A 16,823-nucleotide genomic window follows, 5' to 3' on the forward strand; every position below is an offset into this window, starting at 1 on the left:
AAATGAAAAGGGCGAAATTTGTGTTTGCAACGCTTCTGGCATCAATGGTCGCCGTGATGTTTTGCGCCACAACAGTTTTGGCCTCCTCTCAGGAAGCACAACGGATCATCGAAAGCGCGGCTGCTGATTGCAAAGACTTCGAGAATGGAGAGTTTGATCAGGGCGACGCTGTGACCGAGATCGAGCTGCGCTCCCAGTTTGGCACGGTTAAGGCTGAACTCGTAGATGAAAGCCAGTATTCCTGTTCTTCTGCTGTCTCTATGTACTGCGGAACAGGGGGTTGCATGCTCTATCTTATCGTCGACGGTGAGATCATGTCGTGGCAGGCAACGGGTTGGCGTCTTATTGACTGGGGGCCTGACCGTATACTGCTTATTGGACGAGACGGTGGTTGGTGCGGAGGCGCAGGAGCCGAGGTTTGTTACGAGGCTCTAGTTTGGAGCAATGGGAAGATTTTAACCGTTGGTTCGGCGCCAGAGTAAGCCCGCGCAGTGCTAGCGGTTGTTTTACGCGCCTGGCCTAGGTTGCAACACCCTGTTCGGTTGGGCTGCGGCTGAAGTAGGGAACCAGGCCGAAACAACTTGAAGCAAAAAGAACACCAAAAACGGCAAATGTGAAAGGGATGGATGGTCGATTTCGCGCAGATGTCGTTGCCAAAATCTGGAGCTATCACGCATTTGCATCTTCGTCTTTAGAGAGTCTACGAATGACTGCTTTGTCCACACAGCAGACGTTCGTCCAAACTCTACGAGCGACCGCTTCGAGCTCATAGCGAACGATGTTGAGGTTGCCATCAACGTCAGCGATGCGCAGAAACCGGACATTGCAAAGACTATTAGACCGCCCAGAGCGGCCACTCGGCGCTGCACCGCGCGTCGAGCGCTTGTGAGTCCTGAACGCAGCTGCGCTGGTTCATTTTGGTGACGACAACTATTGCAGTTTGAACATGGAACTGCGCATCTCTTTGAGGATGACGTGTTCATCGATCCAAAGCTGCGAGGATTCGAGCATCTCGTTCGTATGGATCCTCACGGAAATGAACGGCCCCATCTTCGACCCAAGCAGTCCAATAGGTCAAAAGGACCGGCATGGGCTCGGGTAGGTTAACGCGCGTTGTCTTCCCGCTATCCAATATGGATTGCATCTTTTGCCGACTCCAGTCGGGCTCTCCCTCCATCAAAAGGCTGGCAAATTCGAACGGATACTCAAGACGAACGCAGCCGGAACTTAGGTTCCGCTCATTTCGGTCGAAAAGACTGCGGTCGTTGGTATCATGCAAGTACACTGCATATTTATTGGGAAACATGAACTTGACTAAACCTAACGCATTGTCTGGGCCCGGCTGCTGAACCAAAGTCACGGCGGGGTTCTTTGCCCCCCAGTTGACAGCGTTGGCAGGAATTGTCTGCCCGTCTTTGTTCCGAACTACGTAATTGTTGCGCGCCAGATAGGCTGGATCCTTGCGGATCCGCGAAAGCTTGTCTTTCCGAAAAATCGAGGCGGGAACGGTCCAAGTCGGATTGAATTCCATGTATTCAATTTCATCTCGGAACACTGGGGTTTTTCGGTAGGCTGATCCTGTGATCGACCGGGTGGTCCAAACCGTCCCATCGGACTTGACTAAGTAAGTACGGGCTCCTGCAATGTTTACTAGCACGAATTCTTCGTCGATTTCCCGCATGAGCCAGCGGCCTCGCTCCAGGCTGAGGCGCAACTTATTTATGCGATCTTCGACAGGTTTGTTGAGAGACGCGAAAGTCTTACCACCAACGACGCCATCTGCTTCCAAGCCATGACGATTTTGAAAGGTTTTTACCAGTTGCACCAAGTAATCGTCATAAACCCAAGCTGGATTTATGCCGTTTTGGCTGATTTCTTGAAATTCATTTGTTCCCTCGTAGCCTTCTGTCGCTAGCCTTTTGCGCAGTTCGGCGACGGCAGGATCCACCATTTCCGGCTTCAGAACCGTTTCTTCGGGAACTTTGTTCCAGCCTCCCTTTGATGCAATAGCTCTATATTTACGCAATGCATCAACGAGCATCGTATATTGCGCATTGTCGATATCGATGCGTTCAATCAAAGCGCTGAAGCCTTCACCTTGAAGAAATTGGCTCAATACAACGGAAGGGTCTTGTTGAATTACTGGCTTTGAGAAATTCCAATCGTCGTCTAGCGCATTTGGATCGACTTTTCCAAACACCAAATGGTGTACGAGTATCACGGCCGCGTCAGTCGCCAGAATATCGAATAATGCTCGACTGGAGGCATCGCCACCCTGTGAAGCTTTGAACGCGGATCGAAGCTCCTCTAGTTTGAAGTCACTCGGCGTAAAGCCCTGATCAATTGCTCCACCCAACTCCTCAAAAAGCTCGTCAACCAATTCAATACTGGTCCAAGCTGGCGTAAATTCTCTAGCCGTATAGAAACGAGGTACAAGGATTTCTGCGTCCAAACTCTTGCTGTTTGAAAGTGTACTACTCGCATTCGTATTTGACCTTAGAAGCGCTTCTATCTGTTCCGAGACTTGGTCTGCTGCGCCTAAATTGGGGCATGTCATCAACGTTGCAGTTAGTGCAGTTGCAACTACTGATTTAAGACCTTTCATCATCCGCCCCGCCACCTTCAATCTATATATTGGTTCTCCATCGGAAGATACTCCAACATTATGTATAATCAAATTGGAATTTATTGGTCTCGGATCTTGCTCGCGCCGCATCGACGACAATTATTTGCGAATGGCTGCGTTGCCCGTAGAACAGACGGCGGGTGAAAACTTGAGAACGTCTGCTTTGGGCTAAAACAGTCGTTGCCGATTGAAGCAATGAGCGATTGCTTAGAACCTTTCGAGAACAGTGCGCCAAAATTGGATCTACCTTTGGCACGTTTTGTCTGCGGTAGTTTGCGAGCTTTGGCATTTGGACCAACTCTACGGCTTAACACCAGCTTTCTTCAGGCCTTCGACCAAAAGCGCATTGTGTTCGGGTAGACGGAAGAGGATCAAAGCGCCGGAGACAATGCTGTCTAGAAACGCTGGGGCAAAATCCGCCAGCGCCTGCTCATGTGGCAGGCCTGCTTCGGCACGCCCGAGGTGGGCGGCACTGGCGATCATAAGAGCCCGGCGGATCGGCGCACGCGGCGTCATCTGAATCGCGCGCTCCCCCCAATGCATTGCGTCTTCAAAATCAGCGTCGGCGAAGGCAGCTTGGGCGAGCGCCAGATAGGCGTCTCCTACCCAGAGATCAGTGTCGCGTGGGGAAAGCTGGAGGGCAAGGTGGGCATGTTCACGCGCCTCTGTGGTTCGCCCGACCAAAGACTCATGCCAGGCCATGAAGAAGATGTTCCGGGCAAAGTTCGGGTTCAGTGTGAATCCCAAACTGAAGTCGGCGTTGGCCCCGTCAAAATCCCCACGGAAATGACGAACCACACCGCGAACGCATAAGGCGCGAGGGTCGAGTTGACCACCAAGAAACAGAGGTTCAACGCTTTTCTCAGCTAGGCCCAGGTTTTCGGTGGGGTCCTCATCGAACTGGTATAGATAACGCATCAGGTAGGCAAACGCTTTGATCCAATGCGCCTGGACATTGCGCGGGTCGAGATCAATGGCGCGATCAGAGGCTGTTATGACCTCATCGAACTTATCCTGAGAGTAGAAGCCTCCTGCGTAGAAGATCGCCATTGCACGTAGCGAGAGGTCGTAGGAGTTGAAGTCGATATCTCGAGCCACAGACGCGCGATCTATTTCGGCAATGGATATCTGGGGGGCGATGGCGCCGACCACGCTGCGTGTAATCTCATCCTGTAACGCGAAGATGTCGTCTAGCGTGCGGTCGTAGCGCTCGGCCCAAACATGGGCTCCATTTGTGCAGTCGATGAGTTGGGCAGTAATGCGTACGCGGTTTTGGGCTCGACGGAGGCTACCCTCTAGCATGTAGCGAACACCGAGTTCACGAGCGACATCTATATGGGTGACGGGGCGACCTCTGAACGAAAACGAGGAGTTGCGGGCGATGACGAAAAGCTCGGGAAAGCGCGAGAGCTCTGTGATGATGTCTTCGGAAACGCCGTCACAGAAGTATTCCTGTTCTGGATCATTGGACATGTTCTGGAAGGGCAAGACAGCGATTGAGGGTTTGTCAGTGGGTTGCGATTGGTATTGCGTGGAATCAGATTCGCCCTCCATCGCCAATCTGTAGGCGCGAACTGGCTTCGAGATGTTTTTGAGCGCTACTTCGCCAAGGTCTATGATGTCGTGTTCAATTTTGCCTCGAACCTGCCGGCATGCGTCGTCAGACAGAATGACACCGCCTGGGTCAGCGACGCCTTCGAGTCTGGCGGCAAGATTAACACCCTCGCCATAAATGTCGCCCTCGTCCAAGATTACGTCTCCAATGTGCAAGCCTATTCGGAAGCTGATCCGGCTTTCGGTGGGGCTCTCGGCTTCGGCGGCGTGCAGCGCCTTCTGGAGCGCCGCTGCGGCCTCAACGGCAGAAACGACCGAGCTAAAAAGGGCAAACAGGCCATCACCGGTAAGCTTGATAATCTCACCTCCGGCACTTTCGATACCTGGATTGATGATGTCCCTGCGTAGGTCTTTGAGACGAGCAAGTGTTCCCGCCTCGTTAGCCGCCATAAGCCGTGAGTAGCCGACCATATCGGCGGCAAGTATGGCGGCAAGTCGGCGTGTCATGCGCATTTCCCAATAGCAACCTTTTTTCGAATCTATCAAGTTCGGTAGTAGTGTGCCAATTTTCGAAAATGTCCGGTTTGGGCTATCTACGGTCCTTCGGTGAAAGCGGGCCAATGGCGGCGAAGTCCGCAAAGCGGACATGCATCGCGATTTTGCGAACGTCTGCCTCGAGCCCTAAAGCAGACATCACACTTGGTGATGGTTTACGATCATAGACATCGCCTGAATGCTATAGATTTGGTGCCAATCAGTGCGGCGTGCTAGCATTCACAAGAGATCAAGGTTTGAGGTGAGCCGGACACGGGGGGGGGCACCATGTCAAAGACGCTATATGAACGTCTGGGAGGAACGGATGGCATTCGGCGAATAGTCGACGTTCTGGTAGACAATCACTCCAAAAACCTAGTTGTCGCTGCACGATTCGCGGGAACTGATATGGAGCACCTCAAACAAATGGCAGGAGACTTCTTCATAACTGGTTCTGGCGGGCCTGAGATATACACAGGCAAGGATATGGTTGCAGCGCATCAGTACATGAACATCAGCGGAGATGAGTTTGTCGCTGTTCTGGACGACGCCATGAACGCCCTAAAGGCCAACGACGTCGGCCAACGGGAACAAGAAGAGGTCTTATACATTCTATATAGCCTCAAGGACCAAGTTGTCGGTATCTGAGTTTCGCCATAACCGGGTAGAGTCGGCAATATTCATTTCATTAGATCAAAGCTTGCTTGTCCGACTTGCAGACTCTTGAAGTCAAATGTCTTACTCTGGGTCAATCGTGCATTTGGGCTTAAAATTTATGCGCAAAAGGAACCTCCAATATGAATAGGAGATTGTCTACGATCTTGGCCGCTGATGTTGTTGGTTATTCCACTCGGATGCGTGAAGATGAAATCGACACGATTAATCGTGTTACACTGTTAAACGAGTTAATCGGAACTGTTGCGTCCACGCACAATGGGCGGGTCTTTAACCGCGCGGGTGATGGTTTTCTTTTGGAGTTTTCTAGCCCGGTGGCGGCAGTTCGCTGCGCTTACAACTTACAACTTCAACTCGCTGCACCAGTAACCAAGCGCGAGATAGGACTAGAAATCAGGGTTGGGGTCCATCTTGCCGATGTCGTAGTAGATGGCGACGATTTACTTGGCGATGGCGTGAATGTAGCAAGTCGGATTGAGTCTGAAGCTGAGCCGGGTATGGTCCTAGTAAGTAATGCTGTGTTTGATCACGCCAAGCGGTCGGCCCAGCTCAAATTTGAGAACAAGGGCACCCGAAAGCTCAAAAATATTTCCGAACCAATTACGGTCTACGCTGTTGCAGGCGAGCTTGGCACGCACAGCTGCGGAACTGCGCTTATCGAGGACAGTAGCCTTCCCTACGTGGCGGAACTGCAAAAGTCCACCAACTCAATTGTTGTGCTTCCCTTCAAGAACATGAGCAATGATCCCGAGCAGGAGTATTTTTCCGATGGCCTGACGGAAGACATCATCACAGAGCTGTCCCGGTTCCCTGACATTCTCACGATCTCCAGGAATACTAGTTTTGGGTTAAAAGGGGTTGCGGCGGACGCTCGTGAACTTGGACAGAAACTCGGCGTGCGTTTCTGTCTTGAAGGCGGGGTTCGCAAGCTGGGAAATCGCATAAGGATCAACGCGTATCTGACGGATGCAGTGTCAGGCGAACAGCTTTGGACAGAGCGGGCGGATTGCAATCTGGGGGATCTTTTCGATTTTCAGGATGACCTTGTTGCCAAAATCGTCGCGAGTGTGGCCGGCCAGATCGAACGGCAACTGGAAGCCACGGCACAGCGAAAACGTCCGGGTGACCTGGAAGCCTATGAATGTTTAATCCGCGGTTTGTACTATCACCGGATTGGTGGAGTCACAAAGGAGAATGCAGAGGAAGCGGTTCATTGGTTTGACGAAGCGCTGAAACGAGATCCAGGATATGGTCGAGTTCATGCGTGGAGGGCGTGCGCTGTCGCTACAGTAGCAGAATGGACCGGTGAAGATGTATGGGATGAGTTGGTCGAAGCAGGGAACCTAGCTGTCGAGCTGGATGAAACGGACGCTGAAAGCCATCGAATTGCCGGTTCTTTGGCGCTCTATGTTCGTGACTTTGAACGGGCTAAGTTCCACTTCAATCGCGCTCTGGAGTTAAACCCAAATCACGCGTTCATTGTTGGACGAACCGGTGAACTCCATAACTTTCTCGGAGATGGAAAGACTGCTCTTGAGTATCAAAAGCGTGCAAAGATGCTTGATCCCTTTTTGCCCGAATATTGCCGCGAACTAGAGGCAATTGCCTACTACGTCATGCATGATTTTGAGGCTTGTTTTAACACCGTGGATGAATTTGCGAGGCTCACCCGGCGGGCGGCAGCTTATCGGACTGCGGCCGCAACTCACCTGAATAATGACCATAAGCTTGAACGAGCAGTTCGCGATTTGTTGCTTCACGATCCGGACTTTAGACCTTCTACATTCATTCAAACTGAATACTTCAAAGATCGCGAGATTTCTAAGAGATTGAAAGCCGAATTGAGGAGCGCTATCGCGACAACCTCACTTCGCCTCGCTGGTTGAGTAAACAATTTGCTAACTTAAAAATTGAGGATTAATGCGTCTTCTCTGTGCAAGAAAAGGCCTTGGATCTCCGGAGTCAAACGACCACTTTTTCCGCAACTAAGTCGTTGCCCCAATTATGTCGAACATCCGCTGATAGTAGAAACTGCCTTTTAAGTTCGAGACACTTTACATGTCCTGAACCTAGACTTAGGCGGAGATCACCATGCCGGTTCTTCAAAACCTCGATTGCATCGCAATCCAGCCTTCGGCAGGTATAATGTGAAGATGACAAGAGATATTGAAGCTAACGCTCAGGCAATTGCTGATGCACTGAACGCTGCTCAGCAGATACCTAAACTGTCTTCAGAGGCAGAACAGCTAACGCTGGATGACGCTTATTCGATTGCAAGTCGCGTCCGAAAGCTTCAGGGCAAAAAGAGAGTCGGCCGAAAAGTCGGCTTCACGAACCGCGCGATTTGGCCTGTTTATGGTGTAGATCAACCCATTTGGGGAGAGGTTCACTCAGATGGGCTGTTTTCGACTGATCAGCCGGTAATCTTGGCAAGGTATTCAGAACCGAGGATTGAACCAGAAATCGTACTCGGCCTTAGACATACACCGACGACTGAAATGAACGATGAGCAGTTAGCAGGTTGCGTGGAGTGGGTCGCTCCAGGATTTGAAATCGTCCAATCGATTTATCCCAAGTGGAAATTCTCGGTCGAAGACTCAATCGCAGCACAAGGATTGCACGGCTGCCTTGTTCTTGGCGACAAAATCGAGGCGACGCATGATATCTTGACCGGCTTGGCCGAAGTGCCACTAGCGTTGTTCAAGGGCACCGAGGCTATCGAGGCCGGCAAGGGTGAAAACGCGCTTGGAGGCCCAATCAAAGTCCTGGCTCATCTAGTGTCTCTGCTTTCCAAAGACGACCAGCTTCAAGGAGGCGAGCTAGTAACAACTGGCACATTGACGGACGCATGGCCAGTGTCGCCGGGCGAACAATGGTCAGCTGGTTTTGGTGGCGTCATGGACGCCAAGCTATCGGTACGATTTTTATGAGGCTTTGGTAGATTTGTGACGCCGACTGCACCAATGAAGAGTTACTCTCAATAGCTGGCCACGATGGTCTTCCACTGGTTTCATCAATTCTGGGAAGCAAATTACACGATGCTATCCAAATCAGATTACATGATGTTTCTCAGGCACCCTGCCTGGCTATGGATCAAGAAACACGCCAGGCATCTGTTGCCGCCAATTGGCGGTCTACGTCAGACACATCGTCCGCACCGCTGGAAAAGATCGCGAAGTCGATCCAGAGCGAGTGAAGAAGATCATGCGAGATCTGGACTACAGCCACCTGAACTGGGTGATGAACCTGCGAAGGAAGGGCTAGCGGGATGTTGAAGGTGGTTGTTTACGTCGGTGATCAAGAAGTCGCTCGAGCCGTAGCTGAGAACGATTCAGAGCTCGCGGACGTGTCCGACTACAATATCCGGATGAACGAGCGTGCTGCCGAGCAGTTTGGCATTCAAGAAAGAGGTCTCGGCGGTCGGATTAAAGGCCACCCTCGAAATCAGACGCTCTGGGCGCTCGTCCGCAAGATCGCAGACCTTTGGCTTGCGGGGACCGGCGCGGGCGAAGAAAGTGTTGAGGCAGAGCTGCTGCCGATGATCCGCAAGTCTATCCGCGAACTAGAAGAGAGGCTCGAAAAGGAATCGAACCAGAGCGAAGATTGGAATGCTGTGATCAAGCAGATTTCTGATGACGAACCGTATCCCCTGGGCTTCTACGCTGACAAATTTAAGTCGTGGACAGCGGACGAGATTGAAGCTCTTCGATGTGATGTGGTTGAGACAGCAACAGAGGAGGAACTAACGGCCGAGGTCGAATGCCGGCGAAGAGCTGGTCTACTGCCCAAGGAGGCCTCGAATGATGGCTTCTCAGATCTGGTTGATGATCTCTGGGGCAAACTCGATACAGACCCAGACCGCTAGTACAGCTTACCTGCCGCCATTACCCAAAGTTTAACATAAGAAGTCTATGGCGACTGTCGTTGTAGTAGTGCGCGCTTCTTCTAAGCGCCTCTCCTGCTAGGAACCAAAGCGTCCCGGATAAGCATTTCCCCAACACTGCTCTGCGGAACCATGTACTACCAGTCTTTACGATAAGCATGGTTGACCGCAACCAGCCCGAAGCGGGCATTCGTAATCAGACATTTCAGTCTCCAGCTGTGTACCAAGCCATTTGCTAGGAAATGCAGGAAGTCCGGGAAGTCATGTAGTCTTTTCCACGCGACATGTTTTGCGTTACCAATAGACATGAATGGAGACCGCAGGCTTTCCGCAGTACTCTCGGCCGATGTAGTAAACTACTCAGGCCAGATTAAGGCAGATGAAAATAGGACTCTCAGCGAACTTCGTGTTCTACGTCGAGAGTTATTTGATCCTTTGGTTAGCGATCATCGAGGTAATGTCGTTAAGAGGATGGGTGATGGATGGATAGTCGAGTTTAACTCGGTATCTGATGCAGTACGATGCGCCCTTGATCTTCAAAGCCAGGTGTCAACTCAGTCCTCATTGAAACTACGAGTGGGTGTGCATCTTGGAGATGTCGTATTCGACGAAGATGACATTTTCGGCGATGGCATCAATCTATCTGCACGTCTACAAGAGGCTTCCAACGAAGGGGCTGTGTTAATTTCAGATGTCGTCCATCGCAGCCTTGACGAGCGCCTCGCTGAGCAATTTTATCGCGCTGGAGAGCGACAGTTTAAGAACGCGCCGTCACCAATAGAAGTTTTCCAATGGTCGCCGCCAGGTTCTGCCCCACCGCGAGTAACTCCGGCTAACCATACAAAGTCTCTGCTAATCGGCGTCTTACCTTTCGATAATCTTTCTTCTGACCCCGATCAGGAGTTTTTTGCAGATGGAATTACCGAAGAGATCATCACCACTTTATCAAAACTCCCGAATTTACTGGTCGTCGCGCGTAACTCTACATTCGTCTACAAAGGTCGCTCCGTTGACGTGAAACAGGTCGGTCTGGAGCAGGGTGTCGATCTTGTTCTTGAGGGAAGTGTCCGTCAAAGCGGTAACCGGGTGAGGATCACAGCACAGCTAATCGATGCAAAGTCCGGCATGCATATTTGGGCAGACCGCTATGATCGCCTCATTGAAGATGTATTCGAAGTTCAGGATGAAATCGCACTTAGGATTGCAACCGAGCTTCAAGTCGAACTGTTGGCGGGAGAAATGGCTCGTTTCAGAGGATCCGGCACAAATAACCTTGGCGCGTGGACTGCTCAACTAAAGGCCGTTGAGGCTTCGCGCAGAATTACCAGGGAAGCTCAGGCCGACGCTCGCCGATTTGCACAACAGGCAATTGAACTCGACCCGGGTTACTCGGCTCCGTATTGTACTTTGGGATTCATTTGCACTGTCGAAGCACGACATGGATTTGTTGCTGACCAGCGTGCCGCGCTAGCGGAGGCTCGTGACTGCGCTCAGCGGGCTCTGGAAATAGACAGCTACAACCCAGAGGCTCACGCTATTGCGGGTTTTGCGGATGCAATCGATGGCAAGCTGGTTTCGGCTATCGAGAAGTTCAACGAGGCACTAGCGCTGAATCCAAACCACGCTGACGTGGCTGCCAGACTGTCAATCACCCTAGCTTTCAATGGCCAGGCAAATGAAGCGATCCAAGTCGCACAACAAGCCATTACCTTGAACCCTCACTATCCAGGTTGGTATGCAGGCGTTCTGGGTTTAGCCCTTCGACTTGACGGTCAATACGAGGAAGCCAAGAAAGCATTCACCGAATATGGTCAAAGGGTTGAAGGCTTTGGTCACCTCGACCTCGTAATCGTCCATGTAGAGACGGAGAACCTTGAGGCCGCTCGCGATGAAGCACGGAATGTGATGAAATACCGCCCTCAGTTTTCCATATCGGACTGGGCGAATACTCAACTTTTCTCTGACAGAAAAAGGCTGGAGAAAGACTGTGCGTCTTTGCGACTAGCCGGTTTGCCTGAATAGAAGCAGGGTTTCGCTGTAGCAGGATGGTTTGTGATGGAAACCAATCTCACACGTTTCCGATTTGGGTTCGTGATGGCCTTGCGCTTCTAGGCGCCTTGGCGGTAGGCCGCAGCCCAAACCGGATACTCACAAATGGGCCTAGCAATTTCCCAGCTGCGGAGGAAAGCTGCCCTTCGCGGTTAAACAAACCAAGTTGATAGTTTTGGCCGATTATCCGTAGGAACTTGAAGCTTAATTTATTTGATCACGCGGGCTTTATCAGTGTTTCCAGATATTCTCGAGTGTCGGCATCCCACGAGCTGGGGTCCTCTCCATGGGCGACCACCGCGTGCAGTTCCATGAGCTTCCAGACTTCGTCCTTGGTCGCTGCAACCACTTTGCCTGGGCAGGCCTCCATGCCCTCGCAATCCTTGCAGGCATATGAATAAACAGTGTTCATCGCTTTCTTCTCCGTTCGCTCGAAAAGTTGCTTAGAACTCAGGAAACGTCGGCAGCCCGTCGTCGAGTTTTATCCATGGCTGCTGATGTGACACGAAGATGTGGGCCTTGGGTTGCGCAATCGATGGGTCGTCCAACGTTACAGCAGAAAACCAAGCGTCAGCGCTCCAGTCTTGGCCCTCAACTTCATTTAGGGCGGCATAGGTCAACGTCGTTCCACAGTCCCGACAAAACCCGCGGCGAATACCCGAAGTTTTCTCAATGTGTTGGATTTCGCCTTTGATAACGGCGAAGTCTTCGGCGGCTACCTTAGCCCAAGTTGCAAAGGCGCCACCAAGGGCCATTTGGCATGAACGACAATGGCAATGCCCCGACCAGACAGGTGGTGTCGCGATCTGGTATCGAACAGCACCACAGTAACATCCACCTTGAAGTTTTTTCATCGTATCAAGCTCTCATGACGTACGGCTAGGTTTACATCGATAATGAGGCATTTGCTCTAATATCTCATGATTTTAGAACAGATTTCACTGTGAATAATGTCAAGAATGCCGATATCATGCGACTCAAATAGTCTAACAAAGCTTTAGAAAAACTACAGTATGGATTGGTTGCACCTTCCCCCGATGAACGCTTTGCGCGCTTTCTCAGCAGTTGCGGAAGCAGGGAGTTACACCGTGGCGGCTGAACGCTTGAACGTTACCCAAGCGGCTGTCAGCCAGCAGGTGAAATCGTTGGAAAGACATTTGGGTGTAGCTCTCGTTGCCAGACGTGGGCGCAGCATCGAATTGACAGAGCCAGGCATGATTCTTGCGCGTGAACTGGGTATCGGCTTTGAAATTATCGGAAGGGGTGTCGAACGACTGGCAGAACACACAGCGCAGCGCCCCGTTCAAGTGACAATGTCACCCGCATTCGCGGTGGAGTGGCTATTGCCGAGAATGGCAGAGTTTCAACGTGAACATCCAGAGATCACTTTGATGCTGAACCCAACTTCGGAACTGGTTCAGATAGGACCAGGTGGTATCGATGTCGCCATTCGGTATCACGACAGACGCATGCCGAGAAAAGAAGAGGATACTGTCCTTGTTTCCGACATGGTCGTGATCGGGGCACCTTCACTGGTGGGAGGCCAAGATCTGCGTGACCCGGCCTCTTTAACGAAGCTGCCCTGGTTGCAGGAACTGGGCACCAACGAGGCGGCTGACTGGTTCACCTATCACGGGGTTATTCCTGCCGAACCATTGACCATAAATCACATGCCGGGGAACCTGATCATGACTGCGGTTCGCCGGGGGGACGGTATCACGTATACCGCCAGAGCTTTTTTCGAGGACGATCTATCATCTGGTCGGATGATTGAATTGTTCTCTGAGCCTCTCTTCGGCGTCTATTACATCCAGACGCAGGTAGAATTTCAGCGCCCCGAGGCCAAGGTTTTCGTCAATTGGCTTAAATCTCAGTCGCAAGTCGTATCGAGACACAACTCTGGAAGCTGAGACGTATCTAATTTCCCTCTGCTCTGTTTGCTCAAGACCGTTGGTTTCGCCGTTTCTTAAGGCTGCTTTGTGGAGGAGCCAGCTGCGATCAGAGCCGCCATCCCACCATCGATGAACTGCACGTTTTGAAAACCCATCGCAGTCAATACATTTGCCGCTGCTGCGCCTCGGTAGCTAGGAGCGCCGCCACAAGTGGTGAAAATTCGCCTTCCACGATCCTGTAACTCTTGAGATCTGTATTCACTCTCAAGGTCCGCCATCCAAGCGACGGCTCGACCTGGAGCCGGAATGGCTCTGGGGCTGATACCTGTGGCCGCCATTTCAGCGCTATCCCTCACGTCCACTACAAGTGCGTTGGGGTTTTCGATCAGTGTTGACAGCGCGTCAGTTGCTGAACTCGGATGTGCTTTTGATATTTCCTGGGCTTCCATTTGTGCGAATGTTAAGACCATGTTCCCCCCCAACTGCAAATCCTACGCGATGCTACCATGCGGCTAATTTACCGCAAAACGGCATCCAAGCGATGTTTGGCAGTCTTGTGGTCGCCCAGACGGTTGCCATCAACGAAGTTAAACAAGTCCCGGTCAACGGCAGAAGCGGGCCTCGCAAATGCCCCAGCCATTGCTGTTGATCAGTGACTACTCGGCGGCCAAAGCCTTCTGCCTGCAATAACACGATGCCTTGATCGGCACCTCGGCGCGAGCAGTGGCCTTGTCCAGTTGTAGCTTAATGTGGGCGGCTTCGACCGTTTCACCGCGCCGGGCGAGACATTCGTGCAAGCCATGCAGGCTCCAGACGTTGCCCGGATGCTGACAGGCCCGGCTAAGCGTTGCATCCAGGCCAAGGTCTGCACGGTAAACAGCTTCGGCTTCCTCCATCTGGCCCTGCTCAAGAAGAAGAGCACCCAGCGCATGACGGGTGGGTTGCATCCAGCCCCAGGGCTCGTCGTACGGCAAGTTGTCGTCGATCTCGACTGACTTTCGCAGGTGGTCAAAGGCCGTTTCGTGCTCTCCTGCGTGATAGGCCAACTCACCCAGCATCATTTGCTCAGCGACCTTCAGAATGTCCCGGCATGTGTTGTTGAACAGCATTCGGGTCTCAGGAACTCTGGCCAGAGCATCATAGAACTTGGCTTTTTCACTCTCGGCTTCGGCGACCCTGTGTAGGTTGGCCAAGGCAACCGTCCTTGCATACCGCATCATGGCGATAGTGACGCTGTAAAGATCTTCATCCTCTGGCAGATCCTGATCGAGAATATCCCGCCAGAGACCAAACCTGATCAACACATGTTGTTTCATAGGAATAAACGCCTCGAACCAATCAGCCATTGGCCGAAGTGTCTCTGAAGGTAAAGTTTCGACAAGCTCATCAGCAGCTTCCAGTGCCGCCGTTGGCTGCCCCAAAAACATCGCTCCGTAGATTTTGAAGTGGTAGTTATGACACCTGTAAACGGAATAGAAGTTGTCAGGGCCTTCGCGTTCCAGGAACTTTCGATCTGACAAGATGGCTTTGTGATTACGCAACACAACGTTCATGTAATCTCCACACAAGACGTCAATATGGGTGGGCATGTGAAGCAAGTGCCCGGCTTCAGGCACCAACGTGCTGAGCACATCACCATGGCGAAGGGCTCGCTCAGGATTTGGCGACATTTCCATCAGGTGAATGTACATGTGCAGGAGCCCTGCGTGCTCCCATGCTCCGAGGAGTGTATCAAATGCAGTTTCGAGGACTGCTATGGCTTCAAGTGTATCGGCTCCATCCGCTGGTTTCCCAGTCGGCAAGTCCCAAAGCTGCCAAGGGGTCCGATTCATGAGTGCCTCGGCCAGGAGGGCGCAAACGTCGAGATCCTGTTTGAATTCAGCATGCAGCTTTCGCATCGCGTCAGCGAAGGCATCATTCCACGGGCTGAAATCCTCAATATCCGATGAGGATGGATAACGAGCCGGAATGGCTTCGATGAGCGCGCGTTCAACAGGCGTCAGTTTGTCCTTTAACGACGCAGCAGCCTCGATTGACGCTTTTGCCAAGGCGATACAGTCAGGCTTCTCGTCTTCTTCGAATGTTTCCCAGGGCTTGTTGTAGTTCGGCCCAATGCAATACGCGATGCCCCAATGCGCCATTGCGCAATTTGGATCCGCAGCCACGGCATTCTGAAAGCATACAATCGCTTCTTCGTGGTTGTACGCGTAAGTCCAAGCCAAACCACGATCAAACCAAAGCTGGGCTTCGTCCGACGAGGTTGTGATCTTTCGGCTGTAGCTACCGAGATCATAGTATTCCATCACAATAACCCCCTAATTAAAGGTAGGAGGTTACCACAATGGGCTGCTTCTCGATACTGGCGACATCAAAGTCGACCCAAGGCATAGACCCGACTTATATGAGCCCCATTTGATCGAAGCACTCTTCTTGGCGACTGATCAACTTATCGGCTACGTGCGTGACGCACCGTCCAATCCATCCACAGTAGCCCACCGACAAGACCATAAGCTGATGTCGGCAGTCAGGTTGGTCTTTTCCGCCAACCAACACTTTTGGGGCCTGGTAACGTCGTGCGACAGCTTCTGTTCTAACTGGCGTTGAAAACATGTAACTAGCGCACATTGCGGGCGTCAAAAATACGGACACCCTACCCTTCTAGCGTGGCAACTGCATGGTCGTGAGAGGTATGCGGTCGATGCATGTTGAGGATACGTCGAGCTTCATTCGATTGTCCCGATATTGCCAGCGCATGCGCCAATGAAAACTCAATAATGTCGCGTTGCGCCCGGCTACCACCAAGGCGTTCGTGCTCAGACATGACACTTACGAATTTCTCAATCGCTTCGTCCGCATTTCCATCCGCCAACGCACGGAATGCGCCTGCTACCGAAGCAACGGTGGGGCCTGCGGGTCCCTTTGCGCCGTCAATGGTTGCTTCCAGACGCTCTCTTTGTCCCGCCATCGCATGCGCAAGAGCAGCGTGAACATCCGCAAAAGCCAAGCCAGGTGAAGGAAAGAACTGAACAGCATAGTCGCTGAGTTGTTGCCAACGCTCCTGAGGAATTTGCTCGCCAGCCAAAAAGGCGCGGTGAACAATTGCTACACTATCAGTCAAAACGTTAAGTGGCGGCGCAGGAGGTCGGTCGGGGGAAACATAATCATCGAACAGCTTCCACATACCTGCCACATCGCCGCTCTCAAGCGCCCACAGAGCGACGTGCCAGCTGAGATGGCAGTGCAGATACGCTGTGAAGGGATAGTCTTGCCAGAACTCGCGAAGATAAGCGTAGCCAGCGTCCGTCTCCCCGTTCTCATAGTAGAGATGGGCCCTGACATGTGCACTGTGTGCGCTGTCTGCCTTCAACTCAAGTGCGCGCTCAATGTTTTCCGCGGCCGGGCCGATCTGTCCGGCCTCCATCTGGGCAAATGCATGCTGGCAGAGAAACCACCAGTCGTCGCCATAGTGCGGCTTCAACATGGTTGTGTAAGCAAGCTGCTCCGCCTCGCGACCAGCCCGACCTGAAAACCCTATTAAGCCAAATACGCTGGTACATGTCTGAGCCAGCAAAATATCTCGCGGATGGTCTGCGACGTGATCTCGGATGCG

At 52.1% G+C, this 16,823-nt stretch carries 14 protein-coding genes; 7 read left to right on the top strand and 7 right to left on the bottom strand.

Annotation, left to right across the window (positions count from 1 at the left end):
- The first annotated feature begins 2 nt into the window (after positions 1 to 2).
- A complete protein-coding gene (locus AC2FNR_RS17690; protein WP_170797233.1) occupies positions 3 to 482 on the top strand; it encodes a hypothetical protein in 480 nt (159 codons plus the stop codon).
- Between the two features lie 497 nt (positions 483 to 979).
- Here the strand turns inward: AC2FNR_RS17690 and AC2FNR_RS17695 are convergent, their stop codons facing one another.
- Both AC2FNR_RS17695 and AC2FNR_RS17700 read right to left on the bottom strand, forming a co-directional pair.
- Positions 980 to 2,608 carry a L,D-transpeptidase family protein gene (locus AC2FNR_RS17695; RefSeq protein ID WP_496850436.1) on the bottom strand — a complete coding sequence of 543 codons (1,629 nt, stop codon included), beginning with the start codon at positions 2,606 to 2,608 and terminating at the stop codon, positions 980 to 982.
- 318 nt (positions 2,609 to 2,926) lie between these two features.
- Positions 2,927 to 4,687, bottom strand: coding sequence for an adenylate/guanylate cyclase domain-containing protein (locus tag AC2FNR_RS17700; protein WP_496850438.1), 1,761 nt, complete (start codon positions 4,685 to 4,687; stop codon positions 2,927 to 2,929).
- Between the two features lie 315 nt (positions 4,688 to 5,002).
- Here AC2FNR_RS17700 and AC2FNR_RS17705 point away from each other — a divergent pair, with 315 nt between their 5' ends.
- The 5 genes from AC2FNR_RS17705 (at position 5,003) to AC2FNR_RS17725 (ending at position 11,294) form a co-directional block, all read left to right on the top strand.
- Complete coding sequence (locus AC2FNR_RS17705; RefSeq protein WP_170464195.1) at positions 5,003 to 5,362, top strand: group I truncated hemoglobin; 360 nt, start codon at positions 5,003 to 5,005, stop codon at positions 5,360 to 5,362.
- Positions 5,363 to 5,535: 173 nt separating this feature from the next.
- On the top strand, positions 5,536 to 7,275 hold the full coding sequence (locus AC2FNR_RS17710) for an adenylate/guanylate cyclase domain-containing protein (protein ID WP_496850440.1): 1,740 nt from the start codon (positions 5,536 to 5,538) through the stop codon (positions 7,273 to 7,275).
- Between the two features lie 267 nt (positions 7,276 to 7,542).
- Positions 7,543 to 8,319 carry a 2-keto-4-pentenoate hydratase gene (locus AC2FNR_RS17715; protein WP_496850451.1) on the top strand — a complete coding sequence of 259 codons (777 nt, stop codon included), beginning with the start codon at positions 7,543 to 7,545 and terminating at the stop codon, positions 8,317 to 8,319.
- Between the two features lie 338 nt (positions 8,320 to 8,657).
- Entirely contained in the window at positions 8,658 to 9,254 is a 597-nt protein-coding gene (locus tag AC2FNR_RS17720) for a hypothetical protein (protein ID WP_496850442.1), read from the top strand.
- Between the two features lie 324 nt (positions 9,255 to 9,578).
- Positions 9,579 to 11,294, top strand: a complete 1,716-nt coding sequence (locus AC2FNR_RS17725) for an adenylate/guanylate cyclase domain-containing protein (protein ID WP_496850443.1) — start codon at positions 9,579 to 9,581, stop codon at positions 11,292 to 11,294.
- Positions 11,295 to 11,538: 244 nt separating this feature from the next.
- Here AC2FNR_RS17725 and AC2FNR_RS17730 read toward each other — a convergent pair whose 3' ends face one another.
- The gene (locus AC2FNR_RS17730; RefSeq protein ID WP_170415288.1) at positions 11,539 to 11,733 is read right to left on the bottom strand and encodes a DUF1059 domain-containing protein; all 195 of its coding nucleotides are present in this window, start codon (positions 11,731 to 11,733) and stop codon (positions 11,539 to 11,541) included.
- Between the two features lie 31 nt (positions 11,734 to 11,764).
- Positions 11,765 to 12,175: a GFA family protein gene (locus AC2FNR_RS17735; RefSeq protein ID WP_496850445.1), complete on the bottom strand. Its 411-nt coding sequence runs from the start codon at positions 12,173 to 12,175 to the stop codon at positions 11,765 to 11,767.
- A 183-nt stretch (positions 12,176 to 12,358) separates the two neighbouring features.
- Here AC2FNR_RS17735 and AC2FNR_RS17740 point away from each other — a divergent pair, with 183 nt between their 5' ends.
- On the top strand, positions 12,359 to 13,231 hold the full coding sequence (locus AC2FNR_RS17740) for a LysR family transcriptional regulator (RefSeq protein ID WP_496850453.1): 873 nt from the start codon (positions 12,359 to 12,361) through the stop codon (positions 13,229 to 13,231).
- A 56-nt stretch (positions 13,232 to 13,287) separates the two neighbouring features.
- Here the strand turns inward: AC2FNR_RS17740 and AC2FNR_RS17745 are convergent, their stop codons facing one another.
- From AC2FNR_RS17745 to AC2FNR_RS17755, 3 genes are all read right to left on the bottom strand, one after another.
- Positions 13,288 to 13,683 carry a rhodanese-like domain-containing protein gene (locus AC2FNR_RS17745; RefSeq protein WP_496850447.1) on the bottom strand — a complete coding sequence of 132 codons (396 nt, stop codon included), beginning with the start codon at positions 13,681 to 13,683 and terminating at the stop codon, positions 13,288 to 13,290.
- Between the two features lie 186 nt (positions 13,684 to 13,869).
- Positions 13,870 to 15,516: a hypothetical protein gene (locus AC2FNR_RS17750; RefSeq protein WP_496850455.1), complete on the bottom strand. Its 1,647-nt coding sequence runs from the start codon at positions 15,514 to 15,516 to the stop codon at positions 13,870 to 13,872.
- A gap of 347 nt (positions 15,517 to 15,863) precedes the next feature.
- The coding region (locus tag AC2FNR_RS17755; protein WP_496850449.1) for a tetratricopeptide repeat protein at positions 15,864 to 16,823 on the bottom strand (960 nt) is incomplete at its 5' end.

Source organism: Ruegeria sp. SATB045, assembly GCF_059613525.1.